This is a genomic window from Streptomyces niveiscabiei (assembly GCF_033794345.1).
GTDB lineage: Bacteria > Actinomycetota > Actinomycetes > Streptomycetales > Streptomycetaceae > Streptomyces > Streptomyces niveiscabiei.
The window spans coordinates 470,810-487,866 of the sequence record NZ_JARAYJ010000001.1 but is presented as its reverse complement, the minus strand read 5'-3'; the positions used below and the strand labels follow the sequence as shown (position 1 = coordinate 487,866).

The following is a 17,057-nucleotide window of genomic DNA, read 5'->3' as shown; positions in this document are numbered from 1 at the left end:
CCGGCGGCGGGTTCAGCCGAGGGGGCGGCCGTACGACCTCAGGGTGCGGAGGGCGTCGATCGTCGCCATCGCCCGGGCCTCCAGGGCGGCGGACGGGGTCCACCGGGGACGGCGGGGCGGCCAGCCGCCGTCGGACTGCTGGCCTGCCGCGAGGAGGTCCAGGGAACGGGACATCTCGGCGTCGGTGAACCACGCGCGCGCGACGGAGTGCGGAACGGGGGCGAAGTCGTGGGGGAAGTGCCGCTCGGCGGGCGCGAGGCACGCCTCCGGGCTCTCCGGGGCCAGGACGGCCAGATGCCGCTCGCGCACCAGACGGCCCAGGCGGTCGGCGGTGGCCTGCGCGCGGGAGCGATCGGGGACGGAGTCCAGGAAGGCGACGGCGGCCTGCACCTCGTACGGATCGGGGGTCCGCAGGGACTCCACCGCCTGCCAGCAGAAGTCGGTGGCCCGGAACAGCCAGGCGTGCCAGACGTCGTTGCGGTGCAGGAGGCCCGTGACGGGGCCGGTCGTCAGCAGGTCGCCGGCCGGGACGTCCGCGATCGGGGCCGACGGCGCGGCCGGATAGCCGCGCTGGGAGGGCAGGACGGCCGGGAGGGCGCCGTCCGGGGACGACACAGCCGTCAGATGGCGGCACAGCTGCTCCACCCGCCGGCCGCCGCAGCGCCCGAGCGCGTCCAGGACCCGCAGCGCGTACACCGCGTGCGGGGGCTGGCCGATAGGCCCGCGCAGGTCGGGCTCCAGGGCGTGGCCGTACCCGCCGTCCGCGGTGCGGTAGGCGTCGAGCGCGGTCTCCGCGGGGTCGGCGGAGGCGCCCAGGAAGTGGTGGGCGAACAGACGCTGCTCCAGCACGCGCGCGTTGAGCCACATGAAGCGCTCCGCGCGCGCGAGCGGGGAGCGCGCCGGGGGCGTCTGGGGCAGGGGGGAGGCTCCTGGTTCGGGCATGCCGCGACCGTAGGGTGGAAAGCGCTGCCCGCGCGGGCGTACGGGCAAGGGTGTACCCGAGGGGCGGGATACTGAGGGCATGCGGTTGACGGTCTTCTGGGAGCGGATGGCGGAGCACTTCGGTACGGGGTACTCCGAGACCTTCGCGCGCGATCACGTGATGACGGAGCTGGGCGGGCGGACGGTGCACGAGGCGCTGACCGACGGCTGGGAGGCGAAGGACGTGTGGCGGGTGGTGTGCTCGGTGATGAACGTTCCGCACGAGAAGCGGTGATCCCCGGCGAAGATCGCGGGGGAGTGCCGGAATACCGGTGGAGTGGGCGAGACTTGGGCCGTGGCACCGACTGAGGAGACCGGGCAGCTCGCCCCGCAGACACCATCGCCCGGCGCTGCGTCGCCGCCCGCGTCGCCGCCGGCCGACGGCGGTGGGGCGGCCGGGGAGCGCATGCCGCGGTGGCTGCCGCGCGCGATGGTGCTCGCGCTGGCGCTCATCGGCCTGTTCCAGCTGGGTACGTGGGCGTTCCACCAGCTCCTCGGGCTGCTGATCAACATCCTCATCGCGTTCTTCCTGGCGCTCGCCGTCGAACCCGCGGTCAGCTGGATGGCGTCCTACGGGATGCGCCGGGGCCTGGCGACCTTCCTGGTCTTCCTCGGGCTGCTGATCGCCGTCGCCGGGTTCATCACGCTCCTCGGGTCGATGCTCGCCGGGCAGATCGTCAAGATGGTCGACGGGTTCCCGCAGTACCTCGACTCCGTCATCAACTGGATCAACACCTCGTTCCACACCGAGCTGAGACGGGTCGACATCCAGGAAGGGCTGCTGCACTCCGAGTGGCTGAAGAAGTACGCGCAGAACAGCGCCGCCGGGGTGCTCGACGTCTCCGCGCAGGTGCTCGGCGGGCTCTTCCAGCTGCTGACGATCGCCCTGTTCTCGTTCTACTTCGCCGCCGACGGGCCCCGGCTGCGGCGGGGGCTGTGCTCCGTGCTGCCGCCGGCGAAGCAGGCCGAGGTGCTGCGCGCGTGGGAGATCGCCGTCGACAAGACCGGGGGGTACCTCTACTCGCGCGGGCTGATGGCGCTGATCTCCGGGATCGCGCACTACGTCCTGCTCCAGGTCCTGGAGATCCCCTACGCGCCCGTGCTGGGGCTGTGGGTCGGTGTCGTCTCGCAGTTCATCCCCACACTCGGGACGTACCTCGCGGGCGCGCTGCCCATGCTGATCGCGTTCACCGTCGATCCCTGGTACGCGCTGTGGGTGCTGGTGTTCGTCGTCGTGTATCAGCAGTTCGAGAACTACATGCTCCAGCCGAAGCTGACGTCCCGGACCGTGGACATCCATCCCGCCGTCGCCTTCGGGTCCGTCATCGCCGGGACCGCGCTGCTGGGGGCCGTGGGGGCGCTGATCTCCATCCCCGCCGTCGCGACGCTTCAGGCGTTCCTGGGGGCGTATGTGAAGCGGTACGACGTCACCGATGATCCTCGGGTGCTGGGGCGGCCTCGGCGGGAGGAGGCGCGAGGTGGGGGTGGCGGGGGGCTGCGGGAAGTGTGGAGGCGAGTCGGTGCGCGTGTGCGTGCGCGGGGTGGGCGCGGGTAGTCGCTTCGGCTGTGCCGCCGTGGGGTGCGCCTGATGTCGGTGTGTGGGTCGGTGCCGGTCCGGGGGGTGTCCGTCCTCGGGCCGGCGGTGCTGTTTCTTGTGGGGTGGGCCGTGGTGGCGCCGGCCGCTGCGGGCGGACACCCCCCGGACCGTCCCCTTCCCGCCGTTGGCGGCTTTCCCCCGGCGGGGGTTTCGGTGTTTTTCGGGGTGTCACCGTGGTTGTGCTTCTTCTGGTGCGTGGCAGAGGCCATCGGTGTGGAGGGTGGGGGCGTACGGTCGGGAAGCTGTGTGGTGCGCTTGACATGGAAATCGAACATCCATTCTGATGGGGGCACCGGCGAGGCGTTCGGTGGGGATGTACGAGGGTGTTTTGCCCGAGTCTGGGTGTGTAAGTGACCTAGTTATCCACAGGCTGGACCGGCGTCGAGGCGCGTTGTCAGTGGCAGGCGTTAGCGTCTTTGACGTGAAGCGATCGACTCAAGCAAACCGGGTGGAACCCATGGCAGGCACGGACCGCGAGAAGGCGTTGGACGCCGCGCTCGCACAGATTGAACGGCAGTTCGGCAAGGGCGCGGTCATGCGCATGGGCGAGCGGCCGAACGAACCCATCGAGGTCATCTCCACGGGATCGACCGCGCTGGACGTCGCGCTCGGCGTCGGCGGCATCCCGCGCGGCCGTGTGGTGGAGGTGTACGGCCCGGAGTCCTCCGGCAAGACGACCCTGACACTGCACGCCGTGGCCAACGCGCAGCGGGCCGGCGGCCAGGTGGCCTTCGTGGACGCGGAGCACGCCCTCGACCCCGAGTACGCGCGCAAGCTCGGCGTCGACGTCGACAACCTGATCCTCTCCCAGCCGGACAACGGCGAGCAGGCGCTGGAGATCGTGGACATGCTGGTCCGCTCCGGCGCTCTCGACCTGATCGTCATCGACTCCGTCGCCGCGCTCGTGCCGCGTGCGGAGATCGAGGGCGAGATGGGCGACAGCCACGTCGGCCTCCAGGCCCGGCTGATGAGCCAGGCGCTGCGGAAGATCACCAGCGCGCTCAACCAGTCCAAGACCACCGCCATCTTCATCAACCAGCTCCGCGAGAAGATCGGCGTGATGTTCGGCTCCCCGGAGACCACGACCGGTGGCCGCGCGCTGAAGTTCTACGCCTCGGTGCGGATGGACATCCGCCGGATCGAGACCCTGAAGGACGGCACCGAGGCGGTCGGCAACCGCACCCGCGTCAAGGTCGTCAAGAACAAGGTCGCGCCGCCCTTCAAGCAGGCCGAGTTCGACATCCTCTACGGCCAGGGCATCAGCCGCGAGGGCGGCCTGATCGACATGGGCGTGGAGCACGGCTTCGTCCGCAAGGCCGGCGCCTGGTACACGTACGAGGGCGACCAGCTCGGCCAGGGCAAGGAGAACGCCCGCAACTTCCTGAAGGACAACCCCGACCTCGCCAACGAGATCGAGAAGAAGATCAAGGAGAAGCTGGGCGTCGGAGTCCGCCCGGAGACGGCAGCGGCCGAGCCCGCGGCGGACGCCGCGACCTCCGCCTCCGCGGCCGGCGGCGCGGACGACGCGTCCAAGACGGTCCCCGCTCCCGCAGCCAAGGCCGCCAAGACCAAGGCCGCGGCGGCCAAGAGCTGATCCTCCGTGACACGACGAACCGACTGGGCCGACCCCTTCGACCCCGACGCCTTCCGGGGCCCGGGGGCGCGGGACACCGACCCCGGCCAGGACCGGCGGGGCGGTACCGGCCGGTCGGCGCAGGGCCCGTACGACGGCGACCGGCTCGGGGACGACTCCGCCGCGGGCTGCGGCCGGCGGGGAAGCGGCTCGTACGCGGATGCCGACCTGCTCGGTGCTCCCCCCTGGGGCGACGACCGGGGCGGTGACGGGGAGCCCGGCGGGCGGGGCGCCCGCGCGGGGCGTGGCAGGACCGGCGGGGGTGGTCCGCGCGGCGGGCGCGGCCGTCGCCGCAACGGCTTCGGGGAACCGTCCAGCGGGCGGTCCACCGAGGGGGAAGGCGTTTCCGACTCGTCGAGGGCCGAGAAGGAGCAGCCTTCAGGGGACCCGGCTGAGCGGGCGCGGGCGATCTGTCTGCGCCTGCTCACCGGGACCCCGCGCACCCGCAAACAGCTCGCGGACGCCCTGCGCAAGCGGGAGATCCCGGACGAGGTGGCCGAGGAGGTGCTCTCCCGGTTCGAGGAGGTCGGGCTGATCGACGACGGCGCCTTCGCGGACGCCTGGGTGGAGTCCCGGCACCATGGCCGGGGCCTGGCCCGGCGCGCCCTGGCCCGGGAACTGCGCACCAAGGGCGTCGACTCCACGCTGATCGACGAGGCGGTCTCCCAGCTCGACTCCGAACAGGAGGAGACGACCGCCCGGGACCTCGTCGCCCGCAAGTTGCGCGCCACGCGGGGGCTCGACCGGGACAAGCGGGTCCGTCGACTCGCGGGGATGCTTGCCCGCAAGGGCTACTCCGAAGGCATGGCCCTCAGGATCGTCAGACAGGCGCTGGAGGAGGAGGGGGAGGAGACCGACTTCCTGGACGGGGAGTTCTGAGGCGGGGGCACCGTCCGGGTCAGGGGCTTCCCGCCCCGGCGGCCCGGCGTGACGGCTTCGGGGCGACGCGTGATGCGAGGGGGCGTCACCGGCAGCAGGGCGGTGTCCCGAGGTCTTCGGCGGGAGTGCGTGCCCCCGGGCACCGGTGGAGCGTTGTCCTGCTGGGGCGGGGGTGCAGTCGTGGGGGCGGCGGTCGGTACGTGGCGCCGGGATCGGTGGTCCCGGGCCGGTGACCGCCGAGGCGGGGGCATCGGAGCGGCCGGCTCCGGGCAGGGTGGACGCGCGGGGGCGCCGATCGTGTCCGGGCCGGGCTCGGTGTGCTGCCTGGGAACAGGCGGCTCTCCTGGAGCGGCCGGTCTCCACCGAGGGCTGGTGTTCGTGGACAGGCGGACAGGCCGCGCCGCCCTTCCCATTACGGGTGGGGGTAACCCCCGTGCGAAGACGCCTGATCGCCGCAGTGCACGGGCCGGTGGGTGAGGGCGAGTGTGGACGCGTGCCGTCGACTCCCCTCACAACAGAAGAGAGCCCGCCCTCATGATGCTGCGTTACGCACTCAAGACGGTCCGCGCCCGCAAGGCCGGCTTCCTCGGGGCCTTCCTCGCCCTGATGTGCGCCTCCGCGCTCGTCACCGCCTGCGGCACGCTCCTGGAGACGGGACTGCGCGGCGCGATCCGCACCGAGCGGTACGCGGCGACACCCGTCCTGGTCTCCGGTGACCAGAACGTCCACCGGACCACCGTCCAGCGCAAGAACGGCAAGACCAAGGTCAAGCACAAGGCCAAACCCATCGCCGAGCGCGCCTGGCTGCCCGAGGAACTGGAACAGCGGATCGCCGCCGTCCCCGGCGTCGCCCGCGTCGTCCCCGAACTCACCTTCCTCGCCGTCCCCTCGACACCCGGCCACGACCCCGGCCCGCCCTCCTACGGCCACGCCTGGCACTCCGCCGCGCTGACGCCGTACCGCCTCGTCGACGGGGCCGCTCCCCGGGGCGCCGGCGATCTCGTCGTCGACAGCGGCCTCGCGGCGCGGGCGCGGCTGACGGTCGGCGACCGGCTCACCGTGCAGTCGACGCAGGCCCCGCGCACCTACCGGATCAGCGGCATCGTGGCGGCGACCGGCGTGCGCCACCAGACGTCCCTCTTCTTCTCCGCCGGCGAGGCCCGCAGGTTGGCCGCGCACCCTGGACAGGTCACCGCGTTCGGCGTGCTCCCCGCCGAGGGGACCGACCCCGGCGAGCTGAAGCGGGCGGTCGCACGGGCCCTGGACGGTACGGCCGCGCAGGTCACCGCCGGGGACACGCGCGGTCCCGTCGAGTTCCTGGACGCCGCTGCCGCGCGGGTCCGGCTGATCAGCATGGGCGGGGCGATGGGCGGGACCTCGCTGCTCGTGGCCGTGCTCGTGGTCGTCGGGACCTTCGGGCTGTCGGTGCAGCAACGGCACCGGGAACTCGCCCTGCTGCGCGCCGTCGCCGCGACCTCGGGGCAGATCCGCCGGCTGCTCGGGCGGGAGGCGCTGCTCGTCGGGGCGGTCGCCGGGGCGGCGGGCGCGGTCGCCGGGCTGCCGCTGGGGAGCCTGCTGCACGGACGGTTCGTCGACCTGGGCGCCGTACCCGCCACGCTGGAGCACACCGGCAGCGTCTTCCCGCCGCTCGCCGCCGTCGCCGTGACCCTGCTGGGCGCCTGGGCCGCCGCGCGGGTCGCCTCCCGGCGGGTCGTCCGGATCCGGCCCGTCGAGGCGCTCACCGAGGCCGTGGCCGAACCCGCCCGCCCCGCGTGGGGGCGGCTCGCCGCCGGTCTGCTGCTGCTCGCGGGCGGCGGAGCCCTCGTCGCCGTACTCGGCGTACTGCGCACCGAGCCCGCCGCGACGCCCGTGACCTTCCTCGCCGTCATCGTCCTGTCCACTTCCGTCGCCCTCCTCGGCCCGCTCCTCGTCGGAGCGGCCACGCTGCTCCTGTCCGGCCCCCTGCGGCTCACCGGTCACGGCGGCCGGCTCGCCACCGCCAACCTGCGGGGCAACGCCGTCCGCACGGCCTCCGTCGTCACCCCTCTCACCCTGCTCGTCGGCATGACCTGCACCGTCCTGTTCGTCCAGCCCACCCTCGGTGACGCCGCCCGTGCCGAGGTCCGCGAGGGGGTGCGCGCCGACTGGGTCGTCGACTCGACGGGACCCGGCGTCCCTGCCCCGGTCGCCCAGCGGCTGCGCGCGTCCGGTGACGCCGTGACCGAGGTCGTCCGCACCACCGTCCGCGTCGGCCTCGACAAGTACCCGGCGCAGGGTGTCACCCAGGCCGGTCTCGCCCGCACCTGGGACCCCGATGTCACCGCGGGCTCCCTCGACCGGCTCACCGGGAACACGGTCGCCGTCAGCGAACTGGCCGCGGACCAGCTCGGCCTGGCACCCGGCTCCCCCCTGAAGCTGACCCTCGGCGACGGAACGCCCGCCACGCTCACCGTCGCCGCCGTCTACTCCAGGGGCCTCGGCTTCGGAGACCTCACCCTCGCGCACGACCTCGTCGTACGCCACGTCGACAACCCCCTGTCCGCCTCCCTCCTCCTCAGCACCAGCCGTACACACAGAGAACTCGCGACTACACTCCGTGAGTTCCCGGATCTCCGAATTCTTTCCCCGGACGCCGCGGACTCGGTCCGGGCGGCCAGGCAGCAGGAGAACGCCGAGGTCAACCTGTTCGCGATGGGGCTGGTCCTGGCCTTCACCGCCATCGCCGTCGTCAACACGCTCGGCATGTCGGTCTCGGAGCGGGTCCGGGAGTTCGCGCTGCTGCGGCTCGCCGGGGCGACGCGGCGCCAGGTGCTGCGGATGCTGCGCACCGAGGCCCTGTCGACCCTGCTCCTCGCGACCGCGCTCGGCAGCGGTATCGCCCTCGCGGTCCTGACCGCGTTCAGCGTCGGGATGACGGGGCGTGCCGCGCCGGCGGTCGCGCCGCTCGTGTACGTCACCGTCGTCGCCGTGGCCGGGTTGCTCGCGCTCGTGGCGACCGCGGTGCCGGGGAGGGTGGCGCTGCGGGTGCGGGCGGTGACGGTGGTGACGGCGAGGGAGTAGGGAGGCCGGGGCAGGGGGGCGGTGGTGGAGGAGGCGGTGCGACGGTGCGGTGGAGGCGGGCATATTGTCGCGCCCGCCTCGGCCCCGCTATCGCGTGACCGGCAGCCCCGCCGCCCGCCACGCCTGGAACCCGCCCACCAGGTCGGTCGCGCGGTGCAGGCCGAGCCGGTGCAGGGAGGCGGCGGCGAGGCTGGAGGCGTAGCCCTCGTTGCAGATCACGACGACCCGCAGGTCGTGTCCGGTCGCCTCGGGGGCGCGGTGGCTGCCCTGGGGGTCGAGCCGCCACTCCAGCTCGTTGCGCTCGACGACCAGGGCGCCGGGGATCAGCCCGTCGCGCTCGCGCAGGGCGGCGTACCGGATGTCGACGAGCAGTGCGTCTCCCGCGCGGGTGGCCTCGTACGCCTCCCGCGCCTCCACGCGCGCGTACGTGGCGCGTGTCTGTTCCAACAGGGCGTCGATTCCCACGGGGGGCTCGCCAGGGGCACCGCCGCGGCCGTCCGTGTCGTCCGTCTGGCGCGCGCTCACTGCCAGTCCTCCGGCCGCTCCACCTGCTCCAGGCGCAGCACCTGCCCGGAGCGGCTGTAGCGGCGGATGCGGGGGAGCGGCGGGTAGTACGCGTGGACGGAGACCGCGTGCCGGTCGGGGGACTCGTTGAGGACCTCGTGGATGTGGTGGCGGCCGAACGCGCGGCCCTCTCCGGCGGACAGGGCGCGTTTCCGGTCGACGTCCTCCGACAGCTCCAGGGTCTTCCAGCCGTCGGTGGGGAGGCGGGCCGCGAGGGAGTTCTCCTTGAGCGTGCCCCGGGCGGTCAGGAAGGCGCCCACCGAGTCGGCGTGGTCGTGCCAGCCGGTGCCGGTGCCGGGCGGCCAGCCGATGAGCCACGCCTCGCTGCCGGCGGGCCCTTCGAGACGGATCCAGGTGCGGCCCTCGGGGTCGAGCGGGAGGGACGCGATCAGCTCGGCGTCGGTGGCGGTGCGCCGTACGAAGTCCAGGAGATCGGCCTGGGTGGGGACGCGGGCGGACGTGGGGAGGGAAGGGGCGACAGACACGGACACCGTCCTGGTGAGGTTCGCGGGGAGCGCGCCGTACGCGCGCGTGAGGGGATGCGAATCAGCAGGAGGAGCGACACACGCAGCCCGCGTAGCGGACGAGGTCCATGTGGACCCTCCGCCACAGGTGCACGCAGGTGTCGGTCACGATCCGGAGTAGACCATGGCCGTACGGGGCGGTCAACTGGCTGTCACCATGCGGACAGAGAGGGAGTGAGCAGCGATTTCGTCCGACGATACGACTGGCGATGATCGGACCGGAATCGCGCTCCCGCGCGCGGGTGACACCACCCCACCGCATGCCGCCCCCTCTCACGTTCACTGCACCCCCGCTTCCGCCTCCTCCCGCGCCGCCCCTCCCACTGCTGTCTCCGCCGCCGCGTACAGGTCCGCTGGCCGTACGCCGTTCAGCGCGGCCACCAGATGCCCGTCGGGGCGGATCAGCAGCACCGTGTGGGGCGCGGCCCCCGGATAGCTCTCGGCGACGAGCAGCTCCGCCGGGTACGGCAGCGCGGTGACGGCGGCGGCGAGGCGGGGCATGATGCCGGCGCCCACCCAGTGCTTGCGCTCCCACACGCCCGTACCCGGCGCGATCAGCACGGCGAGCAGGGCGCCCCGGCCGAGGCGGTCGCGCAGGCGGACGAAGGAGCCGTCCTCGGCGGTCACCCGTACGTCGGTGACCTGGGCGCCCGGCGGGGTGTCCACCGGCACCTCGGCGGCCAGGTGCCGGGGCGCGAGCGGGGAGTCCGCGTGGTCGCCCGGCGCGCCGAGCGGGCCCCGGCCGAGGTGGCCGTCGGACAGCAGCGCGTCGTGCCCCCGGGCGGAGCCGGGGACGTACGCGCGCAGGCCCCCGCCGCCGCGCAGCAGCGGCAGCGTCTGGTCGGCGGCGCGCAGGCGCGCGGAGACGGCCGCACGGCGCTCCGCCTGGTAGCTGTCGAGCAGCGCCTCGCGCGGGCCGTGGTGCCAGGCCGCCGCGAGCTTCCAGGCGAGATTGTCGGCGTCCCTGAGGCCCTCGTCGAGGCCGTGCGTGCCGAACGCGCCCAGCAGGTGCGCCGCGTCCCCGGCGAGGAAGACACGCCCCACGCGCCAGCGCCGCGCGAGCCGGTGGTGCACCGTGTGGACGCCGGTGTCGAGCAGCTCGTACGGCGGCGTCGCCCCGCCGTTCCAGCCGGTGAGCGTCTCGCGCACACGCGCCACCAGCAGCTCGGGCGTGACCAGGTCCTTGCCGGGCGGGAGCAGCCAGTCCAGGCGCCAGACGCCGTCCGGGAGGGGGCGGGCGGTGACCTCCCCGGCCGACGGTCCGGACGTCCGCCACGGCGGCATCCGATGGAGCAACGACTGGCCCTCCCACGGAAGTTCCGCCCGCAGCGCGGCCACGGCGTGTCGCTCGACCGCCGTGCGGCCGGGGAAGCGGATGTCCTGGAGTTTGCGGACCGTGGAGCGGGGGCCGTCGCAGCCGACCAGGTAACTGCCCCGCCACCACGTGCCCTTCGGCCCGCGCGTGTGCGCGGTGACGCCGGAGGGTTCCTGTTCGACCGTGTCCAGTCTGCTGTCCACCGACAGTTTCACCAGGCGCTCGCGCGCGAGGGCGGCGCGCAGCGCGCGCGTGAGGACGTGCTGCGCGATGTGCAGGGGGGCCGGTTCCGTGTCGTCGAACGTGACCTCGCGCATCACCTGCTTGCGCCGCAGCGACCGCCAGCCCGTCCAGCGCAGCCCGTCGAGCGGGGCGCCGGTCAGCCGCTCCATCAACGCGGCCGTGTCCTCGCGCAGGACGACCGTGCGCGCGAGCCTCGGCTCGTCCTTGCCCGGGCCCTCGTCCAGCACGACCGACGGCACCTCCTGACGCGCCAGCGCCAGGGCGAGCGTGAGCCCCACGGGCCCCGCTCCGACGATGATCACCGGGTCCACTGAAGGCCGCCCCCTGCCCGCGACGGTGCCCTCAGGGACGTAAGTGAATTCGAGGTGGGAGCAGGGTGCGCGATCACAGAACGTATGCAACCCATTGCCGCTGCTTGCGTCAAGTGACGGAGGCAGCGGCGCGCACGCCACTGCCTCCGTACAGGTCAAGCGATGTGAGGGGGTGTCAGACCCCTGTGCCGCCGGCCATGACGCTGCCGCCCGCGCCCGTGCCGAACGTGCCGTCGATGGCGGCCGAGTCGGGATCCAGCACCGCGCCCGTGCTGCGCTTGCTGCGCCGCAGGCGCTTCTCCAGCCAGCTCGCGAAGCTGGTCAGGATGAAGTTCAGGACGATGTACATGGCCGCGACCACGATGAAGCTCGGGATCGGGTTGGCGTAGTTGGCCGCCAGCGTGCTGCGTGAGTTGAGCAGCTCGGTGAAGCCGATCATCACACCGCCCAGCGCCGTGTCCTTCACGATGACGACGAGCTGACTGACGATCGCCGGCAGCATCGCCGTCACGGCCTGCGGGAGCAGGATGCTGCTCATCGTCTGGCCCTTGCGCAGCCCGATGGCGTAGGCGGCCTCCGTCTGGCCCTTGGGAAGGGCCAGGATGCCCGCACGGACGATCTCGGCGAGCACGGCCGCGTTGTAGAGCACCAGGCCCGTCACGACGGCGTACAGCGGCCGGTCCTCGCTCGTGATGTCCGTCGAGTTGGCGAAGAACTGGTTGGCGAACAGGATCAGCAGCAGTACCGGGATGGCCCGGAAGAACTCGACGATCGTCCCGGACACCGCGCGCACCGTGAGGTGGTCGGAGAGGCGGGCGATGCCGAGGACGGCGCCCAGCGGGAGGGCGATCAGCATGGCGAGCGCGGCGGCCTTCAGTGTGTCTCCGAGGCCGGGCAAGAGGTACGTCGTCCAGGCGTCCGACTCGGTGAAAGGACTCCACTGGGCGGACGTCAGCAGCTCCTTGGCGTCCAACTTCTGCCACACCCACCACACGAGCAGGGCGAGCAGGGCGGCGAAGACCACCGAGAGGACGATGTTGCGCACCCGCGCGCGGGGGCCGGGTGTGTCGTACAGGACCGAGCTCATCGCTTCACCGCCAGTCGCTTGCTGAGCCAGCCGAGGAAGAGGCCGGTCGGCAGGGTCAGTACCACGAAGCCGAACGCGAAGACCGCGCCGATGAGCAGCGTCTGCGCCTCGTTCTCGATCATCGTCTTCATCAGGTAGGCCGCCTCGGCGACGCCGATCGCCGCCGCCACGGTGGTGTTCTTGGTTAGTGCGATCAGGACATTGGCCAGTGGGCCGATGACCGCGCGGAACGCCTGCGGCAGGATGACCAGTGACAGGGTCTGCGTGAAGCTCAGGCCGATGGCGCGGGCAGCCTCCGCTTGGCCCATCGGGACCGTGTTGATGCCTGAGCGCAGGGCCTCGCAGACGAACGCCGCTGTGTAGGCGACGAGACCGAGGACGGCGAGCCGGAATCCCTGGATCTTGAAGTTCTCGGCGCCCAGGGTCACACCGAAGACGTCGGCGAGACCCGCCGAGCAGAACAGGATGATGACCGTCAGGGGGATGTTCCGGACGAGGTTCACGTACGCGGTGCCGAACCCGCGCATCAACGGAACCGGGCTGACCCGCATCGCGGCCAGCAGGGTGCCCCAGACCAGGGAGCCCACAGCGGAGAGCGCGGTGAGCTTCACCGTCATCCAGAACGCCCCTAGGACGTCGTAACCTTCAAGAAAGTCGAACACGATCTCCCGCGCTTCCGGGTGGATGGCCTATGTGCAGGGCGCGGCGCGCCGCCGCCGTGATCGCGACGGACGACGGCACGCCTCGGGAACCTTTCGGGGACTGGCCCGCGGCTACTTGACGATGTTGCCGATCTTCGGGGCCGGCTCGTTCTTGTAGCCCGCCGGGCCGAAGTTGGCGTCGACAGCCTTCTGCCAGGAGCCGTCGGAGACCATCTTCTCCAGCGCCTTGTTGATCTTGTCGACGGTCGCGGTGTCGCCCTTCTTGACGCCGATGCCGTAGTTCTCGTTGCTGAGCTTGAGGCCCGCGAGCTTGAACTTGCCCTTGTACTGGGCCTGGGAGGCGTAACCGGCGAGGATCGAGTCGTCGGTGGTCAGCGCGTCCACGGCGCCGCCCTGGAGGCCGGACAGGCACTCCGAGTAGGAGCTGTACTCTCGGAGGTTCGCCTTCGGCGCGATCGACTCCTGGACGTTCTGCGCCGAGGTCGAGCCGGCCACGGAACACAGCTTCTTGCCGTTGAGGTCCGTGCCCTTGGAGATGTTCGAGTCGGCCTTGACCAGTAGGTCCTGGTGGGCCAGCAGGTACGGCCCCGCGAAGTCGACCTTCGCCTTGCGCTTGTCGTTGATCGAGTACGTCGCCGCGATGAACTTGACGTCCCCGCGCTCAAGGGCGCTCTCGCGGTCGGCGCTCTTCGTCTCGACGAACTGGATCTGGTTCGGCTGGTACCCCAGCTCCTTCGCCACGTACGTGGCGACGTCCACGTCGAAGCCCGCGAAGGAGCCGTCGGGCTTCTTCAGGCCGAGGCCGGGCTGGTCGTACTTGATGCCGATCTTGATCTTGTTGCCGCCCCCGCCGGCGGAGGAGCTGGAATCGTCGTCCTTCTTGTCGCTGCCGCAGGCGGTCGCGGCGAGGGAGAGGGCGAGAACGGCGGCCGAGGCGGCGGTGACCTTGCGAAGCTTCATGGTGCGTCCTTTTGGAGTACGAAGGGGTGCTGGTCCGGCGGTGCGGGTGCGGCCGTCAGTGGTGCAGGATCTTGGACAGGAAGTCCTTCGCGCGGTCGCTGCGCGGGTTGCTGAAGAACTGGTCGGGCGCAGCCTGCTCGACGATGCGGCCGTCCGCCATGAACACCACGCGGTTGGCGGCCGAGCGGGCGAAGCCCATCTCGTGGGTGACGACGATCATCGTCATGCCGTCCCGCGCGAGCTGCTGCATGACCTCCAGGACCTCGTTGATCATCTCGGGGTCCAGCGCGGAGGTCGGCTCGTCGAAGAGCATCACCTTCGGGTCCATCGCGAGCGCCCGTGCGATGGCCACACGCTGCTGCTGGCCGCCCGAGAGCTGCGCGGGGTACTTGTCCGCCTGGGTACCCACTCCGACGCGGTCCAGGAGCGCCCTGGCCTTCTCCTCGGCCGCCTTCTTGTCGGCCTTGCGGACCTTGACCTGTCCCAGCGTCACGTTCTCGAGCACGGTCTTGTGCGCGAACAGGTTGAACGACTGGAAGACCATGCCGACGTCGGCACGCAGCCGGGCCAGCTCCTTGCCCTCCTGGGGCAGCGCCTTCCCGTCGATCGTGATCGTGCCCTCGTCGATCGTCTCCAGACGGTTGATCGTGCGGCACAGGGTGGACTTACCGGACCCTGAGGGTCCGATGACGACGACGACCTCACCGCGCGCGATGGTCAGATCGATGTCCTGGAGCACGTGCAACGCACCGAAGTGCTTGTTCACGCTCTTCAGGACGACCAGCTCGTCGGTCGAGGCCGCGTCCTGCTTGGCCACCGATACTTCGGTCATCGCTCTCTGACTCCGTCCTCCTCGGGTTTCGAGGACAGTAGTAACCAGTCACGACCAGCGTCATTACATCTGAGGTGAATCTGAGCATCACGATCCGATAGCAATCGGACACGTGTAGTGGCCCGGTAGTGGGAGCGCGTATCGGCCGGATAACGGAAGGGGTGCGCAACCGGAACCTGCTTGACGGCGTCGTCGTCCATCAGCGTGACTTCGGTGGTGCACGCGCGCGTGGTGGCGCGTTTTCGCACCCGGGGCTCCGGTTCGTTCCCAGGGGCCCGGCGCAACGACCGAATGAACTGGGGGAGGCCGGAATGAGACTGCTGCTCGTCGAGGACGACAATCACGTCGCCGCGGCCCTGTCCGCGGTCCTCAGGAGGCACGGTTTCGACGTCACGCACGCGCGCAGCGGCGAGGAGGCCCTCCAGGCGCTCGTCCCCGAGGGGCCAGGGTTCGGCGTCGTCCTGCTCGACCTGGGACTGCCCGACCAGGACGGCTACGAGGTGTGCGGCAAGATCCGCAAGCGCACCGCCACCCCGGTCATCATGGTCACCGCCCGCTCCGACGTGCGCTCCCGCATCCACGGCCTCAACCTGGGCGCCGACGACTACGTCGTGAAGCCGTACGACACCGGCGAGCTGCTCGCGCGCATCCACGCCGTCAGCCGGCGCACCGTCCACGACGAGGGCGCCCCGGCCGCCGACACCGCCCTGGTGCTCGGCCCCGTCCACATCGAGCTGCCGACCCGCCGCGTCACCGTGGACGGGACGGTCGTCCAGCTCACCCGAAAGGAGTTCGATCTGCTAGCCCTTCTGGCCCAGCGGCCGGGTGTGGTGTTCCGCCGCGAGCAGATCATCAGCGAGGTGTGGCGCACGAGCTGGGAGGGCACCGGGCGCACTCTGGAGGTCCACGTCGCCTCGCTGCGGGCCAAGCTGCGCATGCCGGCGCTGATCGAGACCGTACGCGGCGTGGGCTACCGGCTCGTCGCGCCGGCCGTCTAGCGGGCGCGCGTGCGTACTCGGCTGCTGCCGCTGCTCATCGTCCTCATGGCGGCCGTCCTGCTCGCCTTCGGCGTCCCGCTGGCCGTCAGCCTCGCGGGCGCGCAGCAGCAGAAGGTGGTCGTCGACCGGATCGACGACACCGCGCGGTTCGCGGCGCTCGCGCAGTTCGTGACGGTGACGGAGGACGTGTCGACCACCGAGAGCGAGCGGGAGAAGACGCTGGAGCGGGAGCTCCAGAGCTACTACGGCGTCTACGGCATTTATGCCGGTGTCTTCGTCCGCGGAGGTGCGGCCATGGCCGTCGCCTCGCCCGGCTGGAATCTGGGGGCGAGGGACTCCGAGGTACGCAAGGCGTTCGACGAGGCATTGCTCAGTCGGCGTAGTCACGACCCCGAGCAGGTGTGGCCCTGGGACCGTGGCCGGCTGGTCGTGGCGTCGCCGGTCATCCGGGACGGCGACGTGGTCGCGGTCGTCGTCACCGACTCGCCCACCGGGGCGCTGCGGTCACGCATCCTGCGCGGCTGGCTGATCATCGGCGCGGGTGAGGTCGCCGCGCTGCTGCTCGCGATCGGGGCGGCCCTGCGGCTGACGGGGTGGGTGCTCAAGCCGGTCGCGATCCTCGACACGACCACCCACGCGATCGCCAGCGGTCGGCTCAAGTCCCGCGTGGCGGCCTCTGGAGGCCCTCCAGAGCTCCGCAGACTGGCCCGGTCGTTCAACGAGATGGCCGACACCGTCGAGGACGTCCTGGAGCAGCAGAGGGCTTTTGTCGCCGACGCCTCGCACCAGCTCCGCAACCCGCTCGCCGCGCTGCTTCTGCGGATCGAACTGCTGTCGTACGAACTTCCCGAGGGCAACCAGGAGATCGCCTCCGTCCAGAGCGAGGGCAAGCGCCTCGCGCAGGTCCTCGACGACCTCCTCGACCTCGCCCTCGCCGAGCACTCCGAGGCCGACCTGAGGATCACGGACGTCGGCACGCTCGCCGCCGAACGCGTCGCCGCGTGGGCGCCCACCGCCGAGGCCAAAGGGGTGATCCTGCGCGGGGACTGTCCGGCCACCACCGCGTGGGCCGACCCCGTCGCCCTGTCCAGCGCGCTGGACGCCGTCATCGACAACGCCGTCAAGTTCACCCCTGAGGGTGAGAAGGTCGAGGTGACGGTCGCCGTCGACGGGACCGCCGCGACCGTCGTCGTCACCGACAACGGGCCCGGCCTCACGGACGACGAACTCGCGCGCGTGGGTGACCGTTTCTGGCGCAGCGGGCGGCATCAGAACATCAAGGGCTCGGGGCTCGGGCTGTCGATCTCCCGCGCGTTGCTCGCGGCGGGCGGGGCGACGATCTCGTACGGATCGCACGAGCCGCACGGGCTGACGGTGACGGTGCGGGTGCCCCGGACGTCGGCGTCCTGAC

General features: G+C 71.7%; 16 protein-coding genes. 7 read left to right on the top strand and 9 right to left on the bottom strand.

The window, feature by feature from the left end:
• Window positions 1–12 precede the first annotated feature (12 nt).
• A complete protein-coding gene (locus PV682_RS02100; protein WP_319723296.1) occupies window positions 13–942 on the bottom strand; it encodes a hypothetical protein in 930 nt (309 codons plus the stop codon).
• Window positions 943–1,021: 79 nt separating this feature from the next.
• Between PV682_RS02100 and PV682_RS02095 the strand changes: the two genes are divergently transcribed.
• The 5 genes from PV682_RS02095 (at window position 1,022) to PV682_RS02075 (ending at window position 8,150) form a co-directional block, all read left to right on the top strand.
• Window positions 1,022–1,216, top strand: coding sequence for a DUF3046 domain-containing protein (locus PV682_RS02095; protein WP_055725352.1), 195 nt, complete (start codon window positions 1,022–1,024; stop codon window positions 1,214–1,216).
• 60 nt (window positions 1,217–1,276) lie between these two features.
• A complete protein-coding gene (locus PV682_RS02090; protein WP_319723293.1) occupies window positions 1,277–2,536 on the top strand; it encodes an AI-2E family transporter in 1,260 nt (419 codons plus the stop codon).
• 499 nt (window positions 2,537–3,035) lie between these two features.
• A complete protein-coding gene (gene recA, locus PV682_RS02085) occupies window positions 3,036–4,172 on the top strand; it encodes a recombinase RecA (RefSeq protein WP_319723291.1) in 1,137 nt (378 codons plus the stop codon).
• A 6-nt stretch (window positions 4,173–4,178) separates the two neighbouring features.
• Entirely contained in the window at window positions 4,179–5,090 is a 912-nt protein-coding gene (recX, locus tag PV682_RS02080) for a recombination regulator RecX (RefSeq protein WP_319723289.1), read from the top strand.
• Between the two features lie 534 nt (window positions 5,091–5,624).
• On the top strand, window positions 5,625–8,150 hold the full coding sequence (locus PV682_RS02075) for an ABC transporter permease (RefSeq protein WP_319723287.1): 2,526 nt from the start codon (window positions 5,625–5,627) through the stop codon (window positions 8,148–8,150).
• Between the two features lie 87 nt (window positions 8,151–8,237).
• Here PV682_RS02075 and PV682_RS02070 read toward each other — a convergent pair whose 3' ends face one another.
• The 8 genes from PV682_RS02070 to PV682_RS02035 form a co-directional block, all read right to left on the bottom strand.
• Window positions 8,238–8,675, bottom strand: a complete 438-nt coding sequence (locus PV682_RS02070; RefSeq protein WP_319723285.1) for a rhodanese-like domain-containing protein — start codon at window positions 8,673–8,675, stop codon at window positions 8,238–8,240.
• Window positions 8,672–9,205, bottom strand: coding sequence for a cupin domain-containing protein (locus PV682_RS02065; RefSeq protein WP_319723283.1), 534 nt, complete (start codon window positions 9,203–9,205; stop codon window positions 8,672–8,674). The genes PV682_RS02070 and PV682_RS02065 overlap by 4 nt, the downstream gene beginning before the upstream one ends.
• Before the next feature lie 55 nt (window positions 9,206–9,260).
• Window positions 9,261–9,308, bottom strand: a complete 48-nt coding sequence (locus tag PV682_RS44255; protein ID WP_331454204.1) for a hypothetical protein — start codon at window positions 9,306–9,308, stop codon at window positions 9,261–9,263.
• A 209-nt stretch (window positions 9,309–9,517) separates the two neighbouring features.
• Complete coding sequence (locus tag PV682_RS02055) at window positions 9,518–11,107, bottom strand: FAD-dependent monooxygenase (RefSeq protein WP_319723279.1); 1,590 nt, start codon at window positions 11,105–11,107, stop codon at window positions 9,518–9,520.
• Window positions 11,108–11,282: 175 nt separating this feature from the next.
• Window positions 11,283–12,194 (bottom strand): amino acid ABC transporter permease, encoded by a 912-nt coding sequence (locus tag PV682_RS02050; protein WP_319723277.1) that lies wholly within the window; start codon window positions 12,192–12,194, stop codon window positions 11,283–11,285.
• Window positions 12,191–12,856 (bottom strand): amino acid ABC transporter permease, encoded by a 666-nt coding sequence (locus tag PV682_RS02045; RefSeq protein WP_319723275.1) that lies wholly within the window; start codon window positions 12,854–12,856, stop codon window positions 12,191–12,193. The genes PV682_RS02050 and PV682_RS02045 overlap by 4 nt, the downstream gene beginning before the upstream one ends.
• Window positions 12,857–12,967: 111 nt before the next feature.
• On the bottom strand, window positions 12,968–13,816 hold the full coding sequence (locus PV682_RS02040) for a glutamate ABC transporter substrate-binding protein (protein ID WP_319723272.1): 849 nt from the start codon (window positions 13,814–13,816) through the stop codon (window positions 12,968–12,970).
• Window positions 13,817–13,871: 55 nt separating this feature from the next.
• Window positions 13,872–14,648 carry an amino acid ABC transporter ATP-binding protein gene (locus tag PV682_RS02035; RefSeq protein WP_319723270.1) on the bottom strand — a complete coding sequence of 259 codons (777 nt, stop codon included), beginning with the start codon at window positions 14,646–14,648 and terminating at the stop codon, window positions 13,872–13,874.
• Between the two features lie 311 nt (window positions 14,649–14,959).
• Between PV682_RS02035 and PV682_RS02030 the strand changes: the two genes are divergently transcribed.
• Together PV682_RS02030 and PV682_RS02025 are read left to right on the top strand one after the other, a co-directional pair.
• Window positions 14,960–15,646, top strand: a complete 687-nt coding sequence (locus PV682_RS02030; protein ID WP_112475980.1) for a response regulator transcription factor — start codon at window positions 14,960–14,962, stop codon at window positions 15,644–15,646.
• A gap of 9 nt (window positions 15,647–15,655) precedes the next feature.
• Window positions 15,656–17,056 carry a sensor histidine kinase gene (locus PV682_RS02025; protein WP_319723267.1) on the top strand — a complete coding sequence of 467 codons (1,401 nt, stop codon included), beginning with the start codon at window positions 15,656–15,658 and terminating at the stop codon, window positions 17,054–17,056.
• Window position 17,057 lies beyond the last annotated feature (1 nt).

Bases quoted from the DNA above. Each gene is read 5' to 3' on its own strand.
- PV682_RS02100 (WP_319723296.1), bottom strand. From the start codon at position 942: ATGCCCGAACCAGGAGCCTCCCCCCTGCCCCAGACGCCCCCGGCGCGC.
- PV682_RS02095 (WP_055725352.1), top strand. From the start codon at position 1,022: ATGCGGTTGACGGTCTTCTGGGAGCGGATGGCGGAGCACTTCGGTACG.
- recA (WP_319723291.1), top strand. From the start codon at position 3,036: ATGGCAGGCACGGACCGCGAGAAGGCGTTGGACGCCGCGCTCGCACAG.
- PV682_RS02075 (WP_319723287.1), top strand. From the start codon at position 5,625: ATGATGCTGCGTTACGCACTCAAGACGGTCCGCGCCCGCAAGGCCGGC.
- PV682_RS02050 (WP_319723277.1), bottom strand. From the start codon at position 12,194: ATGAGCTCGGTCCTGTACGACACACCCGGCCCCCGCGCGCGGGTGCGC.
- PV682_RS02040 (WP_319723272.1), bottom strand. From the start codon at position 13,816: ATGAAGCTTCGCAAGGTCACCGCCGCCTCGGCCGCCGTTCTCGCCCTC.
- PV682_RS02035 (WP_319723270.1), bottom strand. From the start codon at position 14,648: ATGACCGAAGTATCGGTGGCCAAGCAGGACGCGGCCTCGACCGACGAG.
- PV682_RS02030 (WP_112475980.1), top strand. From the start codon at position 14,960: ATGAGACTGCTGCTCGTCGAGGACGACAATCACGTCGCCGCGGCCCTG.